Source organism: Vibrio limimangrovi (genome assembly GCF_054064025.1).
The window spans coordinates 338,646-358,544 of the sequence record NZ_JBSUGF010000001.1 but is presented as its reverse complement, the minus strand read 5'-3'; the positions used below and the strand labels follow the sequence as shown (position 1 = coordinate 358,544).

Annotated in this window: 13 protein-coding genes; 4 read left to right on the top strand and 9 right to left on the bottom strand. The window is 47.6% G+C overall.

What is annotated here, in order from left to right:
• Window positions 1-58: 58 nt before the first annotated feature.
• Both ACWYU8_RS01590 and ACWYU8_RS01585 read right to left on the bottom strand, forming a co-directional pair.
• A complete protein-coding gene (locus ACWYU8_RS01590) occupies window positions 59-937 on the bottom strand; it encodes a MalM family protein (RefSeq protein ID WP_457516548.1) in 879 nt (292 codons plus the stop codon).
• Window positions 938-1,006: 69 nt separating this feature from the next.
• Complete coding sequence (locus tag ACWYU8_RS01585) at window positions 1,007-2,248, bottom strand: carbohydrate porin (protein WP_457516546.1); 1,242 nt, start codon at window positions 2,246-2,248, stop codon at window positions 1,007-1,009.
• Window positions 2,249-3,019: 771 nt separating this feature from the next.
• On the opposite strand from ACWYU8_RS01585, the gene ACWYU8_RS01580 reads away from it, so the two are divergent.
• Window positions 3,020-5,140 carry an alpha-galactosidase gene (locus ACWYU8_RS01580; RefSeq protein ID WP_457516544.1) on the top strand — a complete coding sequence of 707 codons (2,121 nt, stop codon included), beginning with the start codon at window positions 3,020-3,022 and terminating at the stop codon, window positions 5,138-5,140.
• Between the two features lie 361 nt (window positions 5,141-5,501).
• Window positions 5,502-6,875 (top strand): melibiose:sodium transporter MelB, encoded by a 1,374-nt coding sequence (gene melB, locus ACWYU8_RS01575; protein ID WP_457516542.1) that lies wholly within the window; start codon window positions 5,502-5,504, stop codon window positions 6,873-6,875.
• Between the two features lie 105 nt (window positions 6,876-6,980).
• On the opposite strand, the gene ACWYU8_RS01570 is transcribed toward melB, so the two are convergent.
• The 5 genes from ACWYU8_RS01570 to dsrO form a co-directional block, all read right to left on the bottom strand.
• The gene (locus tag ACWYU8_RS01570; RefSeq protein ID WP_457516540.1) at window positions 6,981-8,033 is read right to left on the bottom strand and encodes a c-type cytochrome; all 1,053 of its coding nucleotides are present in this window, start codon (window positions 8,031-8,033) and stop codon (window positions 6,981-6,983) included.
• A gap of 8 nt (window positions 8,034-8,041) precedes the next feature.
• Entirely contained in the window at window positions 8,042-8,605 is a 564-nt protein-coding gene (locus tag ACWYU8_RS01565) for a c-type cytochrome (RefSeq protein WP_457516692.1), read from the bottom strand.
• Between the two features lie 251 nt (window positions 8,606-8,856).
• Window positions 8,857-11,949, bottom strand: coding sequence for a molybdopterin-dependent oxidoreductase (locus ACWYU8_RS01560; protein ID WP_457516538.1), 3,093 nt, complete (start codon window positions 11,947-11,949; stop codon window positions 8,857-8,859).
• A 17-nt stretch (window positions 11,950-11,966) separates the two neighbouring features.
• Window positions 11,967-13,097, bottom strand: coding sequence for an NrfD/PsrC family molybdoenzyme membrane anchor subunit (gene nrfD / locus ACWYU8_RS01555; protein WP_457516536.1), 1,131 nt, complete (start codon window positions 13,095-13,097; stop codon window positions 11,967-11,969).
• A complete protein-coding gene (gene dsrO / locus ACWYU8_RS01550) occupies window positions 13,094-13,861 on the bottom strand; it encodes a sulfate reduction electron transfer complex DsrMKJOP subunit DsrO (RefSeq protein ID WP_457516534.1) in 768 nt (255 codons plus the stop codon). Before dsrO ends, nrfD begins: the two co-directional genes overlap by 4 nt.
• Before the next feature lie 176 nt (window positions 13,862-14,037).
• On the opposite strand from dsrO, the gene ACWYU8_RS01545 reads away from it, so the two are divergent.
• Both ACWYU8_RS01545 and ACWYU8_RS01540 read left to right on the top strand, forming a co-directional pair.
• Window positions 14,038-15,858, top strand: a complete 1,821-nt coding sequence (locus ACWYU8_RS01545; RefSeq protein WP_457516532.1) for a sensor histidine kinase — start codon at window positions 14,038-14,040, stop codon at window positions 15,856-15,858.
• 19 nt (window positions 15,859-15,877) lie between these two features.
• Complete coding sequence (locus ACWYU8_RS01540) at window positions 15,878-16,483, top strand: response regulator transcription factor (protein ID WP_457516530.1); 606 nt, start codon at window positions 15,878-15,880, stop codon at window positions 16,481-16,483.
• Between the two features lie 64 nt (window positions 16,484-16,547).
• On the opposite strand, the gene ACWYU8_RS01535 is transcribed toward ACWYU8_RS01540, so the two are convergent.
• Window positions 16,548-17,429 (bottom strand): transglutaminase family protein, encoded by an 882-nt coding sequence (locus ACWYU8_RS01535; protein WP_457516528.1) that lies wholly within the window; start codon window positions 17,427-17,429, stop codon window positions 16,548-16,550.
• The gene (locus tag ACWYU8_RS01530; RefSeq protein ID WP_457516526.1) at window positions 17,426-19,822 is read right to left on the bottom strand and encodes a circularly permuted type 2 ATP-grasp protein; all 2,397 of its coding nucleotides are present in this window, start codon (window positions 19,820-19,822) and stop codon (window positions 17,426-17,428) included. Before ACWYU8_RS01530 ends, ACWYU8_RS01535 begins: the two co-directional genes overlap by 4 nt.
• Between the last annotated feature and the right edge of the window lie 77 nt (window positions 19,823-19,899).

The window sequence follows — 19,899 nt, the reverse complement described above, 5'->3', positions numbered from 1 at the left end:
CTTCACTACGTCCATCGTCCATCACGCGCGTAATGAATAAATCTCTGTATTTGTCTCGCTATTTAGCTAACTGCTGCACGAGATAGTCTTTTGCTTGGGTAATGCCTTGCTCTTCGGCTTTATTTGCGATTTCTGCTGCTTGTTTTACGTTGTTCACTTCCAGAGCCGAATCAATTTGTTCCCGATAGTAGGACCATACCTGTGGTGACTCTGTTGATGTCGCTTGTGGTACTGACATTTGTGGTTGGGTATCAGGATTCTTCTTGCCGAGTTCTGCCAAGAGTGTCAGTACCGCATTGTTGTCTGACGCACTGGTGGTTACGTCAATCACGCCAAACGGTTGGTATTCCGCCGTAAGAGGTAATTGCTTGTTGCCTATGATATTTTGTGAATCTGCGTAGACTTGTTCGGGGTGAATTCGGGTTAACTCTTTACCAAGCAGGGCACTATCTGACGCGATAACAATGTATTTCGCACCATTAAGTTGTGGATTGATAGTGACGACTCTCTCAATACGTTCTAATCCACGCATTCCTGTCGTTTGATAGTCGAAAGTTTCTGCTGAGTAGCTGGAAATTAGCTGCCAATTGCCATCATAAATACGAATGTTCGCAGCAAATAGCGCGTTATTATCGATATAAGAACGAACTAATAGCGAGAAAGGCATATCTGCTGTAATTCGGTAGCTTGTTACAGGAAGTGCTTGTGAAGAAGCGGTTTCTGAACCCGATAAAACCGCGTTACTCAGTGTTGGCAAATTGGCGTCCATAACCACTTGCTGGTGGAAAGGCGTCGATAATGTCGTCAGAGGTAACGCGTCTAATGTTGAGCAGCACGCCTGCGTGTTCAAATCAGTATTAAAAGCTTGTTCTGGTAAGCTACTGCATGCGCCAAGAGACAGTGCCATGAGTAGAGTTGCCAACGGTTTTAGTTTCATCGGTTTTGTCCTTTTACGGGGTGAGCAAATCTCTCACCCCATTGCGTTCAAAATAGTAGCTTTGGTGCATTACCACCATGTTTCGACGTTAAAGCCGAATGTCACTTCATCTACGTCGCTCTTGCTGATGCTTTGTGAGTCGCCATAAACGTCACCGCCGCGGTTCCATTCATCGGCTTTTTCTGAGTATGTTGCGAATAAACGTAGAGATGGACGAGCCCAAACCCCTTTGCCAGCCTGGAACATCTGCGCCAGCGTGACTTTGTACATATCGTTTGTGCCGGCACCGTTTTGTGCTTCTACTGACTCGTAACCCACTTCCAGTGCTGTCGCCATATATTCTGTCCAGCTGTATTGAGGTCGGGCACCTACGCTGAACCACTTTTCGCCTTCGTTGTTATCCAGGTTATTGTCTTGGTAGGCGATGGAGTACATCACTTGGAAATCTTCGTTAACGTTCAGATCGCCGGAATTAAAAATTCGCCAGCTGTAACCATCGTGTTCTACTCCGGTGCTGTATTTACGATTAGAACCGCCTTCTGCACTCATTAAACCACCCGCTAGCGCATCAGTGCCGTATTGGAATGCAAACGTGTTTGAACCATAGTTCCAGGCTTGACGATATAGTGCAGAAAACATGGCGCCAGAAGTGGTGATGTCACTCTCGTCGTAGCTTGAATTTTGGGTGAAAACATAGTTCAGACCGACAGTAAGATCTGCGCTGTCGCTTAGTTCGATACCGCTCAAGCGTGCATCCAGATTGTGTAAGCTACGTCCATCTGCACTCGAATTTGGTGCCATCCAGGCAAAATGGCCTTTGGCAAAACCGAGATCCCAGTTTTCAATACCGATACCAGTGCTTGAGGTATCCCAGTATTTAATGTCGATCATGTGCACTTCATGACGGCGGTAGAAACGTTCACCCGCCCAGATTGAAGCGTCAGCTTGGCCGTCAAACAGTCCGTAACCGGCTGACCACATTTGGATCACACTCACGTCACCCCAGCTTTCGCCACTGCCCAGGTAAAGGGTGGTATCAAAGTACGCATCGCCTTGCTGCCATACGTCAGCTTTTACACCCGCTTCCCACCAGTTCAGCTCATTACCCAAACGGTAGTTACCATAACCTTGGCCAGCACGAATCACGTCGTTACGTTCGCCTTTACCATCGTTGTGTTCGTCGTTATCGGTGTAGATATTGCCCCATTTGGCGTAGCCAAAGTAAGTCACGTTTTCCACTGCAGCCATACTAGCAAGCGGTGCTAAGGCAAGGGTTAACCCAAGCGCTCTCACAAGCGTCTTTTGTTTCATGAAGTGTCTCCATTCTATTTTTATTTATGGATTTATTTTTATTTGAGTCCTAACTCGCCGTGCAGTGTAAATAAACTCTGGAAACGTTTTCATGATGAGGTTGGCATTTTTGCTCTGAACTGGGGTTGTTTGTTATTTTGTGTGATTTAGATCGCATTATTAGCTTCGTTTAATGGGGTTATGCCGTATTTTTCGTGAAAGCGTTTACGGGGTGAGGGCGTATGTTACTTGGGTTGTCAGGAAGGAAAATTATCAGGGAGGGTTTTGGTGAGTGCAATAGGATGAAAGAGAGCCCAACTGAACTCAATTGGGCATGTGAGACAAGGAAGTATAAACAACAAGCGTTCGCGGGCACAATGCACGCAGTTACATGCTGAATCGTCAAGCTGGGATATAAAGTTAGGACCCAAGAGAGACACTTCATTATGAATCTCGAAGCATTAAGAATACGAGTGTCGCTTGATCACTGCAAGAGTTTGAAGGTTTAACTGCGTGGTCTTTAGGCTTATTTGCATATTTGTTTGTAAGTTTTATGGTTTTTTTCTTTAATTACAATTAGTTATTGTATTTTCCTGTCCGATTTTACAACAATAAAATCTTATATTCTCTTTCTGATTTGAGTTAAATATAAGAGGGTATTAGGCCAAATGACGCTCGCATCAGTATGAAAAATTTATCTGTAAACGTTTCCATGATTTGGGGCTGGCTCACAGATTATTTTGTTCGTTTCATTATGATGCGACGTAAATTTCAGTTTCAAGGTAAGACAAGATGACGGACAAAACGCTGATTGAGCTAGCAGGTAAAGAGACTCAACTGATCGTAGAGTTGGGTGAGTATGCGGAGATCCTGCATTGGGGACAGAAAGTAAATGGTGACCTAGAAGGTTATCGTGTCACTTTACAACGTCCGGTGCCTTATGGGCGTTTAGACAAAGACGTATCCATGACTCTGAATCCTGAGCTTGGTCGCGGAGTGTTCAGTAGCCCTGGGATGGAAGGCCATCGCGATGGGCAGGATTGGGCACCCGTATTTGTTATTACTCGAATCGAACAGAGTACAAACTGCATTGCTATCGAGAGTGAAGACACTGTTGCTGGGCTGCGCTTAAATACCATTTTGGAGATGGATGAGCATGATGTGGTCAGGACCCGTCACACGATAACCAACATTAAAGTGGGGACGTATCATGTAAACCGTCTTGCGAATACACTTCCGTTGCCAGCAAGAGCAAATGAGTTGATGACGTATTACGGGCGTTGGGTGCACGAGTTCCAGACTGTCCGTCAACCTTTAACTCAGGGTGGTTACCAACAAGAAAATCGCCGCGGTCGTACCTCTCATGAGCACTACCCTGCACTTGTTGCTGGTACGGCTCACTTTGATGAAATGAATGGTGACGTATGGGGATTCCACTTTGCCTGGAGCGGAAACCACAGATTGAGAGTGGATGTGAAAGCGGATGGACGCCGCTATATGCAGGCAGAAGTGATTTATCTGCCGGGTGAAGTCGCACTAGAAGAAGGTGAAAGCCTGACTACGCCTTGGCTGTACGCAAGCCACAGCAGTGCAGGTTTGAATGGCATGAGCCATCACTTCCATTCTCACGTTCGCGCTGCGATTTTACCACGCGACTTTAGCAGCAAGCCACGTCCGATTCACTTGAATACATGGGAAGGCATTTACTTCGACCATGATCCGCAATACATCATGTCAATGGCCACCCAATCGGCAGAAATGGGGGTAGAGCGATTCATTATTGATGACGGTTGGTTCAAAGGCCGCAATGGCGACAAAGCAGGGTTAGGGGATTGGTTCTTATGTGAATCCAAATATCCACATGGTTTGAAACCAATCGTTGACCACGTAAATGTACTGGGGATGGAATTTGGTTTGTGGTTCGAGCCAGAAATGATCAACAAAGATTCTGACTTGTACCGCACGCATCCAGACTGGTTACTTGCAGTAGATGGATACGATCAGCCGACAGGTCGCAATCAGTATGTGATTAACCTGCAAAATGATGACGCCTTTAACTTCTTGTTCGAAAGATTGGATCACTTCCTGTCGACTTACAACATTGCTTACATTAAGTGGGATATGAACCGTGAAGTTGTGCAGCCAGGTCACCTTGGTCGAGCGGCAGCGCACAATCAAACTCGACGCTACTATGAGTTAGTGGATAAAGTACGTGAAAAACATCCACAAGTTGAGATCGAATCTTGTGCGGCTGGTGGCGGCCGTATTGATTATGAAGTACTAAAGCGTACCCATCGTTTCTGGGCTTCAGACAACAATGACGCGCTTGAACGTCAAACTATTCAACGCGGTATGAGCTACTTCTTCCCACCTGAAGTGATGGGAAGCCATATCGGAGCCAGCCACTGTCACAGTACGCGTCGTCGTCACAGTATTGAGTTCCGTGGGTTAACCGCTCTGTTTGGTCACATGGGCATCGAGCTCGATCCAGTGAAAGAAGAACAACAAGAAAAGCAGGGGTTTGAGCGTTACATCAGGCTACACAAAGTATTGCGTCCGTTGCTACACAGTGGCAGAACATGGCGAGTACCAACGGATGATAAAGCTCATCAAATTCATGCGGTTGTTTCCGAGGATCAATCCGAGGCCGTGGTAATGATCGCTCAGCTTGCTATGCCGACTAATTCACTCAGTGGCCATTTACGAGTTCCTGGGTTGGATCCTGAGGGGATATATCGCGTCTCTGTGTTAGATAAGCCTTCGAATTACGATGATATCGTTAATTATCAGCCTCCATGGACAGAGTCTGATTGCGAACTCTCCGGTGATTGGTGTGCCGAAGTGGGATTAACCATGCCTATTTTAGATGCTGAAACGGCGATGTTGGTGAAATTTGAACGGGTCTGCGAATAGCACCATAAAACTAGATCTTAATTAATTCCAGCTTTGTTTATCCAAGCCGTACAGACGTAATGTTTGTGCGGTTTTTTGCGTGCTTTTTAAAACGTATTCAATAAGTTGTTCTAATTGAATTATTTTTAAGTTGTTGAAAATTAATGAATATTTATATGTTCTGGACGTACAAATAGACGAAAATATTGTCCGATGTCTCATTTTGAAAAAACTGACTGTAAACGTTTCCATAAAGTGGTAATGGATCACAGTAAGGCGACAGGCGTGTGAGTAACATGACCATCGAAATATAAATAAAAGACGTCGACGTTATGAATTCTAGTTAGGGGAATGCATAGCTGTACGGCACTAAGGAACGATTATGTCTGATAAAATCACTCTACAAACCAAGGCCTCATACGGTCTTGGTGCACTTGGTAAAGACTTTGCCTGTGCGCCTATCTATATCTTCTTAATGTTTTACTTTACTGATGTCGCAGGTTTGTCTGCTGCATTTGTTGGTACCATCTTCCTGGCGGCTCGTATCATTGATGCCGTCACTGACCCGATGATGGGGGTGATCGTTGATAACACTCGTTCTCGATTCGGAAAATTCCGTCCATGGATTGTGATCGGCACGTTATTAAACGCGGTTGTGTTGGTTGGTCTTTTCAGTACTCACATGTTTGAAGGTACGGCACTGTATATCTATGCCGCGGCGGCTTACATCTTGTGGGGGCTAACCTACACCATCATGGACATTCCGTACTGGTCAATGATTCCAGCGCTATCTAGTTCTCGCGAGGAGCGTGAGAAGTTAGTCGTTTGGCCTCGTCTGTTCGCTAGCCTTGCATGGTTCATCACAGGTACTTATGGCTTGCACATTGTGGGTGAGTTAGGTAACGGTAACCAAGGCGATGGCTTCTTTAATGTGGCAATGCTGATTGCGGTACTGTTTGTTATGAGTGCATTCTTGATTGCGCGTAACGTAAAAGAGAAAGCAGCACCGACAAACGCAAATACTGTAGAAAAATTTAACTTCAAAGATGTGCTGGCAATTATTGGTAAAAACGACCAGTTAAAAGCACTTATCGGTACGGTTCTGTCGTTCCAAATCGCAAACCTGTTGGTTGGTGGCTTTGCCATTTACTACTTCTCTTACGCGTTGGGTGATGCTGAATTATTCCCTGTATACATGATGGTAGCAGGTGTGGCTGAAGTTGCTGGTGTATTCTTATTTCCTCGTATCGCAGCGGCTCTTCCTCGTAAAAACTTATGGCTAATCGCATGTGGTTTCCCTGTACTTTCTTGTGTATTACTGCTCGTTATGGGTTTTGTTGCTCCAGCGAATGCGCTCATGATTGGTATGGCTGGTGCTGCGATTAAGTTTGGTGTGGGCATTGCAAACGCCCTGCAAACAGTCATGCTGGCTGACGTTGTTGACTATGGTGAGCACAAAACAGGTCGTCGTAGTGAAAGTGTTATTTTCTCAGTACAAACCATGCTTGTGAAATTCGCTGGTGCAGCTGGTGGCTTCATTGTTGGTGTCGGTCTGTCGATCGTTGGTTACGTACCAAACGTTGAACAGTCAGAAAGTACTATTATGGGGCTTGAGTTTATGATGATTGGTTTGCCTGCCATCATGATGATCATCAGCGGTATTATTTATCGTCGTTACTACCGCTTACACGAAGGCTTTAATAAAGACGAAGTAGAGCAAGATACGTTGACAGAAAGTGCTCCGGCTAAAGCTTAATGGGCCAAGATAAGCTATAAAACTCCGCGGTAACGCGGGATATTTAAACTGAAAGGGGAGCCTCCAGAATTGGACGCTCCCCTTTGTTCTATTCAGTACTCTTTATTATTCAACAGTACTGCTTTCAAACGCGTTTGCGCCCAATTGCTCACCGTTCAGTGTTTTCCCATAGTAGCCTTGATGCTGGTGGTACTTTTCAGCATTCGAGGCAACACTGCCTTTAAAACGAGGATCTTGAGGACGTTCCTGGCTATTAACATATGCAGCCACATCCCATGCTTCCTGCTCACTCAACTGTACGCTTTTCCCGAGTGGCATGTTCTCGTAAATAAAGTAAGCTGCAGTGTTAACCCGGTGCATGCCTGCGCCCCAGTTATAAGCATTTGCTCCCCAAAGCGGTGGGATGTATGAATGGCCATCTGAGCCTTTGATGCCTGAACCATCAGCACTGTGACATGTTTCGCAGTTCTTTTCGTAGACCAGTGCGCCTCGCTCTGGGGATGGAGCTTGCTCTGGGTCCGCGATTTTAGGGTAGCCGCGTCCGGCAAGGTTACCACGCTCTTCAACTGGAAACGCTTGAGCAATGACCTCTGGCAACGGGAAATCTGGCGCTTTGCCGCCCGTTTGCAGGGTTTTGGCGTCCAGCTCAGGAATTGGCTCATCTGTCATACCATGATGGTCAAGTAAGCCACTCATAGCCAACCAGTAAGCGTAAGAACTCAGCGCGATGATTTCTGGTGAATCATAGGCAGGTGCTTTGCCGTTCATGGAATATTCGAAGCAGCCTTGGATGCGGTCGGCATAGGTGTTTATGCGATCGTTTTTCTTACGATAAGCAGGGTAGGCCATGTATGCCGCCCATAAAGGTGCTGCGTTGGCTTTACGTCCTGCTTCCATATGGCAGTTCACACAGTTTTGGTCATTACCTACATACTTTCCACGCATCTGTTGCGAGTTCACAAACAGTGAATAGCCGTGTTTTACCTGCTCACCAAATTCCGTATTGGCAATGGTGCTGAGATCGCGTGGCTGCAAATATTCACTTTGAGTTTCTTTCTTAACCGCAGGCAGTTCTTTTTGAGGGTCTGGTAATTGGTCGTTGGCTATCGCAGCAGCAGAGACGACAGGTAACACAAATAAAGAGTAGAAAAGTTTCATGTCTGCTCCTAATAACGCAGTGAGGCAAAATAGTAGGAAAGGTTTTCGATCTCTTTATCGGTGAGACTTTTCGCAATGGTGCTCATCATGTTGAGTGGGTCTCCACTGCGAGTGCCGTTTTTCCACGCCATCAATTGCGTTTTTAAATAGTCGGCATGTTGACTGGCCAGGCGAGGGAATTTGTCGACACCCATACCGCTTGCGCCATGACAAGTCGAACAGGCAGGAATGTTGCGGTCCCAGTCACCCTGAAAGATTAACTTACGATAAGGGCTGCGAATGTCAGCTTGGTCGCCTCGTTTCTCTGGATTTGAGAACTCATAGCTTGGTAAGTTTGAGTAGTATTCGAGCACCTCTTTACGAACGCTCGGATCGCTCACTTCTTGAGCCATACCTTGCATCACCGCATTTTGTCGTTCGCCACTAAGGAACAGCTCGATTTGGGTGTTGAGGTAATTCGCGTTTAAACCGGCGATCATCGGAGCGATATTTATCTGACCCATACCATCTTGACCATGACAACCGGTACATACTCCGGCTTTTTCAGGAATAGACGAGGCGCTAGCGCCCATTGTCGTGGCCAGCAAACAGGCTGTGACCACGGAAAGAATTTTTAACATGCTGACTCACTTTATCGTTTTAGTAATACGTCCAAGTAACCTTAAGGTGCTTAGGTGTATTGTCTGCTTTGTCAATAAGAGGTGGTATTGTGGATTTCCACATTTTTGATTGTAAGAGAGTGAGCTAAGTCTAGAGTTGGCTAAACCGAGTTCGACACGGTATTAAAATATGTAAGGACTGCCATAATGACAGTCCTCGTTAGTTATGCTTTGAAAATCTTAGCCGGCAGAGATTGACGGGCTGCGGCACCGACGACCCAATCCAGCAAAACGCCTTTCCCCTCTCTAGTGGGGTCAATCAAACCAATGTCGTTAATGTTTACGCCATCTTGGCTGCGTGTTTGTACTGGTTGCTGTATATCGCCAATCCAATGCGAGCGCTGTCCTAGTTCTGTATGGCCAAACCCATGCTCAAATCCGAGTGTGCCCGGCCGAATCCCACTTACCACCATTGCGAGTGCTTTGGTGCTTGCCGACGGCGTTTGGATAATAAATTCGTCACCAGTTTCAATGCCTGCGCGCTCGGCATCGATAGGGTGGATGTACACTGGGTTAACCCCTTTGATGGAGTGTAACCTTGGCGATAAATTTGAGACCGCACTGTGAATGTTGGATTTAAAGTTCGTCAGACTGAACGGCCATTCAGAACTTGGGTATTGAGCCTCCATCGTAGTGCCGTCTGCCAGTTTTTGCGGATGCCAGGTAGGACAGCCCGTGTAAAAGTCACCAGTCATGGTGTTTCTCGCACTGCCGACACGCTCATTCCATATTGCGACAGGCAGTGTCCATTTATGCTTCATCTGGTCTCCTTGATACGCTTCGGTGGCGTTTTCAAAGCGACCGCCGCGAGCAAAAATAAACGCCACGCGTTTCATCTCATCTGCTGTCAGCGTTTTTTGCATCGCTGGCATCAAACGCTCTAAGCCCGACCAAGCGATGTCTTCTGCCGATACTTCAGGTACGCCGCCTTTCACATAAGCCAAATTTGCCGCCGAGCGTAAATAGAAATCTTCTGCGCTATGAAGACCGTGCCAGTTGCCTTGCGCATCTTGAATTGCATTCTCGCCAAATCCGCCAAGCTGCATTTTCTTGGCGACATCAATCAGGAAGTTCTCCAGGCAAATCGAGCGACCATCGGCGGTTTTCTCTGTACGAGTTTCCACAATCGGCCAGCGAGCAGTCACGGTTTTTACTGGTACATCATGCCAGGGTGTAGCCATGCCCCAGCTTTCGTAGGTGACGGTGTCCGGCACAATGTAATCCGATAACGCAGTGGTTTCGTTGATGAACGCATCGACAGAGACAATCAAACCGAGCTGTTTCGGATCTTTGAGCTCGTCTTCCAACAGCGTTTTTAAGCCTGGTACGCCATACATCGGATTAGCCATATGGTTGATCCACGCTTTGACTCGGTATGGATAACCATCAATGGCTGCAGCGAGATGTTCTGTCAGTAGTGGCGCTGCGAACGGATACCAAGGCGCACGGGTCGGGTAAGGCGATTCTCCAGCCTCTACGCGACGTCTGTATTCGCTGGTCTTGTGATACGGGAATTTACTACGAGAGAGGAAGACACCTTTTGGGGCGACCTTACCGGCAAATCTGGTGAAGTCATAGCGAGGCCCGTTGTCTGAGGTTGGATATCCACCCGCTTTCGCCATCGCGCCGCCTTTCATGTTGATATTACCAATCAGAGCATTGAGCATCATGATGGTAAACGCGTTGTAGAAACCGTTAGTGTGCATGTTGCCACCGTGGGTATCCACCACCGCTTTTGTACCATGGCTGGTGAATCGTTTGGCTAACTCGATAATCTGTTCGACAGGGATTTCACATTGCTTACTGTAAAACTCCAGACTGTATTTGAACGCCTCTTCTTTGAGCCTTTGCAGAGAAGATTTTACTCGAACCTCACCCGATGTGAGTGCAACGGTTTTATCGATAAACAGTGCTGCTTCTCCGGTTTGAGTGTGAACCCCAAATTCACCGCTTTGGGCATCGACAATGACATACGGGTCTGAGTCAGAAAGCGCTTCGTCTTTAAATGGCAGGTTCAGATCGGAAGCTCGTAAAAACGTACCGTTTCTCGGGTGCTGCTCATCACTGATCACCAGATGCGTTGCATTACACCAGTGTGCGGTCCCGACGTGCTTCATCGCGTTAGCCCCCGGCTGAGCTAAGAAAGTTTTGTTGTAGCGTTGGTGTTCAATGATCCACTGGATCATGCCAAGCACCAGGGCTGAGTCGGTACCGGGTTTGATAGGAATCCAGCGGTTGTTGTCACCGGCTGCCAAACTTGACGAGCCCGCAGGTAAACTTGGCGTAATGATGGTGTACTCCAAATTACCATGAGTTCGAGCATTGGCGAGTTGGCGAGCCTGACGCTTAAATGGATTACCGGCTTGAGCGGGCGACATGCCGATAAAGATGATGTATTCCGCGTTGTCGAAGTCCGGCTTCAAGTGTGCGTTCTTATCCAAATCGTTCATGAATGCGCCGCTGCCAGCACGAAAGGCATAGCCGCAGTAGGAACCGTGGTGACCGAAATTACGTGTGCCATAGCTATTGAAAGCGAAGCGTTTGAAAATGTCGTCTCTGCCTTCGTTACCTGCATTGGTCATTAATAGTTGGTTGGCTTTCGGGCCGTATTCTGGGTTGTCCGGATCCACAGGCGCATTTAAATCGCGAATCGCACGTAAGCCATCAACATGACCTTCACCAAACAAATCACCGCCTTCCACGACTTCTTCTATCAGCTGTTCGTAGCTAATCGGAATCCATTTTCCATCACCACGTTTTCCTACTCGTTTGAGTGGTTGAGTAATACGGTACGGGCTGTTACGAATCTCTAGCATGCCATTGCCACGGGCACAGGCCGTTGAACGACCTTCAAGACCTACTTCTCCCGCCATACTTAAATAGGCGTCTTTGACAGGTGTCTCGAAAGGAATAGGGTGAATTTGCGAAAGCGGGTGATACGGGTTGCCACTGACACGCAAAATTTCGTCATTGCGGTTATCAATACGAACACGCAATCCACACAATGACCAACAGCCAAAGCACATGGACGGCGCAACACGCTGGTTTGAGTTCGGGATCAGATTACCTTTGTCGTTGACTGTGTATTCTGGTTCAAGAGAGTTACCGTGGTGAATATTACGGGTCTTTTTGCCCGCAGTGCCTTCGAGCGCACCTTCGACCATATGTTTGGTGGTGGTGGCATAACCTGCAGCAAATGCGCCAAGTCCACCCACAGCAAGACCTGATTTCAAAAACTGACGGCGTTTGTTATCCATAATGAAATCCTCTTTGATTAGCGTTCAGTTAAGGTGAGTGGCGTTGTTTGCGTTTTGGTTGTCTGTTCTGGCTGAATCAGCTCTGAGCCGAGTAATGCCAGTGCCAGCCACAATCCGAGCATACCGATAATCCCTGTCCAGCCATTTCCATCGATGGTCAATTGGTACGGATACAGACCGGCGTCGAATTTGGCGATGGTTTGCACTTCCATGATGGTGAACCAGCGAATCAGCCAAGCACTTGTCAGTGCTGCCAAAGACATACAAAACAACCCAGCGATGCGGCGGAATTTAGCCGATGAGTACGTTTTGCTGTCCCGCAAGATGATGAATGCGAATAAGATACAGCCCAACATAACAAAAGTGAGCAGGGCTATGTTGTGTACCCACTGGTCGCTTGAATAGAGCGAGAATGTGGAATTATTGGCTGCCCAAATTGGAAGGAGTATCAGTGTTAATGCTCCGCTGGTAACCACAGTTTTTTTGAGTAAGTTGATGTCACCAGAAGTGAGTACTTTTGACTCGTGAGGCAGCAGCAGCCAAACCAGCAGAGAAAATCCGACCGCACCCATAAACGAGGTGACGAACCAAAGGATGGGTGAAGCGGGTTGATTCCATAACGAGCGTGACTGAACCACGGCAATTTCAGCGCCCGTGTAGAGTGCGATAGTTAAGCCTGATATCACGGTTACTGCAGATACCATCAGGATTGTTTTGCGCGAGATTACCCACTCTCCAAGCGATAACTTTGATAGCAGATGCAACACTTTCCCCGGTTGGTGACGTAAAGCAATAATGTCTGGACGCAGATACAGCCATGCAGTCATCACCGCTAAACCGGAAAATACAGGTAGAAACAGCGATCCTAAAGACATCCAGGACCATGGGGTTATGTGTGCGTAAAAATGCCAGGCTCGGCCCGGTTGGTGTAGATCGCCTGTTAATGCCAGTGGTCCTACGATAGCACCGATGGCTAACGTTAACACCAGTGCCACGCGTAACCGATGGCTCGTCTGCTTCTCAAACAGTAAAGCAATAAAGAACAAAATAGCTGCAGCGTACGCAGAACCGATATAGAAGAAATACTGCACTGCCCATGGGAGCCAAGCCATTGCCTGAGGTTGGACTAACACTTCTGTGATGTTCATGCGTGTTCTCCTTGTGGGTCGTAAATGGCAGGTTGTCCGTCGACATGGCGGGTAAAACGTTCATCCATTCCGATATAAAAGACATGCGGTTTCGTGCCTTCGTTGGGTTTTAGTACTTTGATGTCATTCTGATATTCAGTAAGTAAGCGCTGGATTTCACTCGATGGATCATTCAGATCGCCAATCACACGCGCACCGCCCACACAGGTTTCTACACAAGCAGGTAGCAAACCTTGTTCTAACCGGTGTGCACAGAAAGTACATTTGTCGGCAGTAAGCGTTTCCTCGTTGATAAAACGAGCATCGTAAGGACAGGCTTGCACACAATAAGCACAGGCAACGCAACGACTGTTATCCACCATAACAACGCCATCTTCGCGCTGAAAGGTTGCCTGAACCGGACAAACCGCGACACATGGCGGGTTTTCGCAGTGGTTACAAAGGCGAGGGAGCATAAAGGCTTTGGATTCTCGCAAGGCTGTTGAGCCGTCATCGAGCGTGACTTCGTATTGTTTCACTGTGGTGCGGAACTGGCCGATAGGCGCCTGATTTTCGATGCTGCAACCCACGGTACACGCTTGGCAACCGACGCATTTTCGTAGATCAATCACCATGGAGTAACGTTTTCCGACTTGTCCTTTTCGGTCAGCGGACTGATTGTTTCGAATCACATTTCCCGCAGTCGCAGTACCAATGCCAGCTATCGGGATTAGTGCTGCACCGGCTGTGATGGCGCTGAAAAAGCGACGTTTGGTGGAATCCATAACTCACCTGCTTAGTTGTATTTGAACTGACTGATTCCATTGTGAGAAATGTATCGAGTGACCGATATTGTGGATTTCCACATACCCAGATCAAACTTGATCTAAAACAAATGTGGTTTAGGTGATGTAGCTGTTATTCTTGTTCCATCATTTTCGAAGGGAAGATTCGACTCATTATGAAGAGAACGCCACTGCTGTTTCAGGTTTGGATTCTTTGCTTAGCCGTATTTTCATCTTTGGCTCAGGCAACCTATGTGCCTGTTGAGAGTCAGCAGAAAGTGAAGCAACCAGAAGTGAAACAGGAAGTTCTGATTGGCGTTTTAGCAATACGAGGTCATCTTTATGCCCAGCAGAGATGGCAGCCGACTATCGATTGGTTGAATCAGCAAATCTCTGATGTGCACTTTGTACTTAATCCGCTCAACTTGGACGAGATGGGAGAGGCGGTGAAGCTTCACACCATGGACTTCATCATAACCAACCCTGGTCAAGCCGTTAGATTAGGGCGGCAATACGAGCTATCCTGGATGGCGACCTTGACCAGTCGCGCACCGCAAAATTCGAGCTACGGTATTGGTTCTGCGCTGGTGGTCCGTTCCAGTTCGGTCTATCAATCATTGCAAGACGTATCGGGGTTGCCGATGGCGGCCGTATCAGAAAAAGCTTTTGGTGGCTATCTGACTCTGCGCTATCAAATTGTTGAAATGGGGCTGGATCCGAATGACTTTTTCTCTGATGTCCGCTATCTCGGCTTTCCCATTGATGCAAACCTCTACCAACTGCGTGATGGCAATGTGGAAGCGGCCGTTGTCCCCGCCTGTCTGCTGGAGCAGATGCAAAATGAAGGGCTGTTACAGCAAGGTGATTTCCGGGTTTTAAACCAACAACCCAATGAGCATTCATCATGTGCCGTTTCGACGCTGCTATATCCTAACTGGTCATTTGCCAAAACAGAGCGCGGATCTTCTCTGCTGGCTAAAAAAGTCGCTCAGGTGTTGTTTGCTATGCCGCCAGAACATCCGGCCATCATTGCTGCTGGCGCATCGGGATGGACATCTCCAGTCAGTTTGCTAAGCATTGACAAACTCTATCAGGCATTAGATCTACACCCGTTGCAACAGCCGTGGTGGCAAGAAGCGTTGCGTTGGCTGCGTAACCATCAGGAATGGGCGTGGGGGCTGTTCATTTTTGTGATTGTATTGAACGCTTACCACTTTTGGCTTGAGTACCGTTTCAGCAAAAGCAAACAGGCTTTGGAGCAAACGTCTTTAAGGCTGAAAGAGAAAAGTGAACAGTTAGAGCATTCTCAGAGAGTCGCTATTGTCGGAGAAATTGGCAGCAGCCTTGCTCATGAGTTAAATCAGCCGTTGGCAGCGATTCGAAACTACAGCGAGGGAGGGTTATTGCGTCTGGCCAAAAAGCGCCCTCATGAAGATATTGTTCCTGTGCTTGAGAAAATACAGGGACAAGTAGAAAGAGCCGATGCGATCATTCAGCGATTGAGGACCTTAATTCGTAAGCGCAGCGTTGATAAAGCACCATGTGATATCCAAGCGTTAATTGATGATACGATTGAGTTGCTCCATTTCAGAATACAAAAGCAGGGTGTATCGATCATAACCAGTGCAGAAGGGGAGGCTCGCCCCATCCTGGCGGATGCAGTCGGCGTTCAACAGGTTTTGGTGAATGTGATCAACAACGCCATTGATGCTTGTGCTTCGTTTCAGGAGAAATATTACTCGTCCGGTTATCAAGGTAAAATTGCCCTGCACAGCGACTACCAAGCCAATCAGCTTTCCATTCGTGTACTGGATAATGGTACTGGATTACAGCAAGACAATCCTACTCAGGCCTTTGTGAGCACTAAGGCCGAAGGGCTTGGGTTGGGGCTGGCAATTTGTCGGGATGTGATGGAAATGCACGGCGGTGAGTTTCTCATCCATTCGACCACACCACACGGCTGTTTGGTTGAGCTTGTGTTTCCATATCAGGACTAATCAACATTAGGAGCAGTCAATGAGCAGCAAAGAAAAGCAGCTACCTGTTTATGTGGTCGACGATGATGAGTCAGTGCGGGATTCGCTGGCTTTTATGTTGGAAGAACATGATTTTAACGTCACTACCTTTGCTGATGGGCAGTCTTTTCTCGATGAGGTAGACATTCATCAGGCGGGATGTGTGATTCTCGATAGCCGAATGCCTAACCTTCGCGGCCAGCAAGTGCATCAATTACTTAATCAGGCCAACAGTCCTCTGGCGGTGATTTACCTGACAGGGCATGGAGATGTACCGATGGCCGTTGATGCGCTGCAGGCAGGCGCGATAAACTTCTTCCAAAAGCCCGTCAAAGGCGATGAGCTGGCACAAGCGATTTTACAAGGTCAGGTGCACTCAGCTGCAAGCCTTGATATCGCCGCAGCAAAATCGGCGTACGAGTCACTCACGCCTCGTGAAAAGGATATTTTGCGTTTAATCATCGAAGGTAAACGCAATATCCGTATCGCCGATGAACTGTGCATTGCGATGAGAACCGTAGAAGTACATCGTGCCAGTTTACTGAAAAAGTTCTCTGCGAAAACGGTGGCAGAACTGGCGTATATTTATGGAAAAATAGCGCTTTAGTTATTTGCTTTAGCAATTCGCTTTAACTATTTGCTTTAGTTATTCGCTTCAGCGACCGTCAAGTTTAAACTCTGGCCACATCAACAGAAACACTGAGATTGTGCGTTTCACCACCATCAAACACCACTCCCTGTAGTGGGGGAACATCGGCGTAATCGCGTCCCCAGCCAGTAACAATATGCTGATCGTGAGCGATGAGATCGTTAGTCGGATCAAATTCCACCCAGCCAAGATCAGGCACAAAGATCGCAAACCAGGCGTGCGAAGCATCCGCACCAACGAGCTTTTCCTGACCCGGAGGTGGCAGAGTTTCTATGTAACCGCTCATATAGCGAGCGGCGAGACCGACAGAACGGACGCAACCTATCGCCAGTTGGGCATAATCCTGACATACGCCACGTTTCTCTTTTAACACCTGCTCGGTCGGTGTTGCCACGTCGGTTGCTGTCGGATCAAAAGTAAACTCAGTAAATATTTTATGAGTAAATGCCATTGCAGCTTTTAGTACGGGCTGGTTGTCGCTAAATATTTCTTCAGCATATTGCCTTAGATTTTCTGAGCGCTTAATTTGTTGGGAATCCAGACAGAACTCCTGCGCCATCCTGACCTCAGCACTTTCTGCTCTACTCAGTATGTCGCGAAGCTCACCACAGGTCAGTGTGTGGTTTTCTACCAGATCTACCCAATTATGAGGTTGTATTTCTAAAATGCTGGTGACATCAATGGTCAGTTCCCGGTGTGGTTCCTGAATCGAGAAGTAAAAGGTTTCGTTGCCGAAATAGTCATGTCCTTCATTCTGGTACAAAGGCCGTGGGGTTACCTTGATCTTGCGGTTAAAACAGCGCTGATTCGTGGTATCCCTCGGCAATAAGTGCGCCATATTGTAACAAAGGGTTACTGGTGCACTATAGGAGTAGGTCGTTTTATGCTGGACTTTATATCTCATACATCCAATTTCCATTTGGGTTTTATCAACTGCTGCGGCCCTACCGTGTGATCAAAGTACTTATCGCTGATTAGCGAGGTAAACTGTTCTAGCTGGGCGATGATCTTATCCATCAAAGCGTTAAGTGCTTCCCTGGTTTGATTATTCGGATTCGCCCTCGCAAGGTGTTCCAGATCGGTGAGCTGAATATCATTCAGCGTGAGCAGGATAAGTCGGTTTTCGCTGGTTAAACCTCCAGGAATAAAGGCTTTACTGCGTGGCAACATCCCGAGAAATTCTTTCAGCTTTTCCGTCTGATAGACCAGTGAGCGCGGATTCGAAGGATCTACCATCAGAAGATCCAGACCAAACGGTACACGGGTTCTGGTACGATAGCGTCTTCTGAAGGAGATAAGCGCTTCCATACTGAGAAGCACCGACTCCAGTACTTGTTGCTGCGGAAAACTATCCAGTCTTACGCTTAAGGTTGACTGCAACATTTTGGCTGTCTGAATCGCCCTTTCGGTACGCTGGCCGATTTGCTGGAATATCCAGTCTTCACCTCTTAGCATGCTGTCGTTACTAAGTCCTGAAAGTGCCAGCAGAGTGGTTACCAGGTTATCGAGAGACTCTTCCGGATCCTCCGGTATGCCGCTGGTGTATGCTCGGTCCAGTTCGTTCAGATTGTCACGCAGCTTGTTAAGAATGATCCGGGTATCGGCAGAGAGTCGATCGCGGACTTGATCTCCACAGGTGAGCATTGCCAGAAGGTTGGATTTGATGCTGCCGATTCGGTTACCGTTCACCACCAAGTCAGCCAGTTCCTCCTCCGGGTTTTCCAGAAGTTCTATATTGCCTGCTACAAATCCGGGCAGGCAGTTTGTCTGTAAAGAGATCGCTCTTAACAGAATATTCCGAGCGGAAGGCGAGAGCACCTCGATACCATTGAGTTGTTTAAATAGCACCCGCATCAGGCGAATACTCAGCTCCGCTCGCTCAGCATAACGTCCGAACCAGAAGAAGTTTTCAACCACGCGGCTGGGTACGTTGCCTTTCTGAGCAACATGGAAGCCAGTATCGTCAAGCAGTGACTGGTGCGTGAGGTCAGGTTCATCTGCGGTTATCCAGGTGTCTTTACTGCTCGCACCGGATAGGTTCGTCACAATGTAATCCTGATCGGATTGAGTCACCCGGCTTAGCGCGCCCGGCATAACGCAGTAACTATAGCCATCTGCGACGGTAAAGGCTTTCAGCAAGCTATGTCGGCGGTTTATCTTTGATTCTGAACAGACCGGAACCGTGGAGCCGGGAATATAAATCTGCGCCACATACTGCTTCGGATTCGCCTTAATCAACTCTAGCGTTTTTATCTTTTCTTCTGCTGACAAACAGTGTCCATAAATGGTCCGACTGTTCGCGTGTCGATATGCAGGCTTGATGATCAGCTTTTCTAGATTCTGCGTCACAAATTGCATCGCGTCATCGACACCACACCAGTAAGTATCGACGCTATGCAACTTCAACGGTTCTCCCAGCAAGTATTCGCATATTTGCGGAAGATACGCCATCAGCACCGGAGATTCGAGCACGGCACTTCCGAGAGGGTTGGCGAGCACCACGTTGCCACTTCGGGCGGCCTCTAGCAGTCCCGGTATACCGAAACAGGAATCTGGCCTCAGCTCCGACTGGTCGCAGTCGTTGTCATCCGTACGACGCAGAATGACATCCACTGGAGATAGTCCGGTCAGGGATTTCAGCCATACTTTGCCGCGTCTTACCGTTAAATCCCCGGCTTGTACCAGAGGGTAGCCCAAGTAGTTGGCCAGGTAGGAATGTTCGAAATAGGTACTGCTTGCAGATCCAGGTGTTAAAAGAACGATCCTGGGTGTATCGGTCTTGTGTGCGACGAGCTGGCTTAAGGTGTTTCTCAAGGTCTGGAAGAAACTGGAAAGGCGTCTTACATTGCTGCGACGAAATACAGATGGCAGTACTCTGGAGATAACGGTGCGGTTTTCCAGAGCGTATCCGGCTCCTGATGGGGCTTGAGTTCTGTCACTTATGACCACATAGGAGCCGTCCGAGTCTCGAACAAGATCAATAGAATGAAAGATAAGATTTTTCAATCCCGGAAAATCAATGCCGTGGCACTGGCGCAAGAAACCTGGGTGAGCGAAAACAATCTCTGCCGGAATCACACCGTCTTTGATAAGGCGTTGCTCACCGTAGATATCTTTCAGGATAAGGTCAAACAACTCTGAACGTTGCGCCAGCCCTTTTTCTGTCTCTTCCCATTCGCTCTGATCGATAATATTAGGGATGACATCCAGAGACCACATCGTTGGAGAGAGTGGATCGTTTTTCAGATCATAAGTCGCACCGTCGTCACGCAGAATTCTCTGTGCACGCCTTTGCAAATCCTCAAGTCTTTCAACTTTCAGTTTGTCAAAATGATTAAACAGAGGCTGCCAGTGTTCTCTGATCTGGTTGTTTT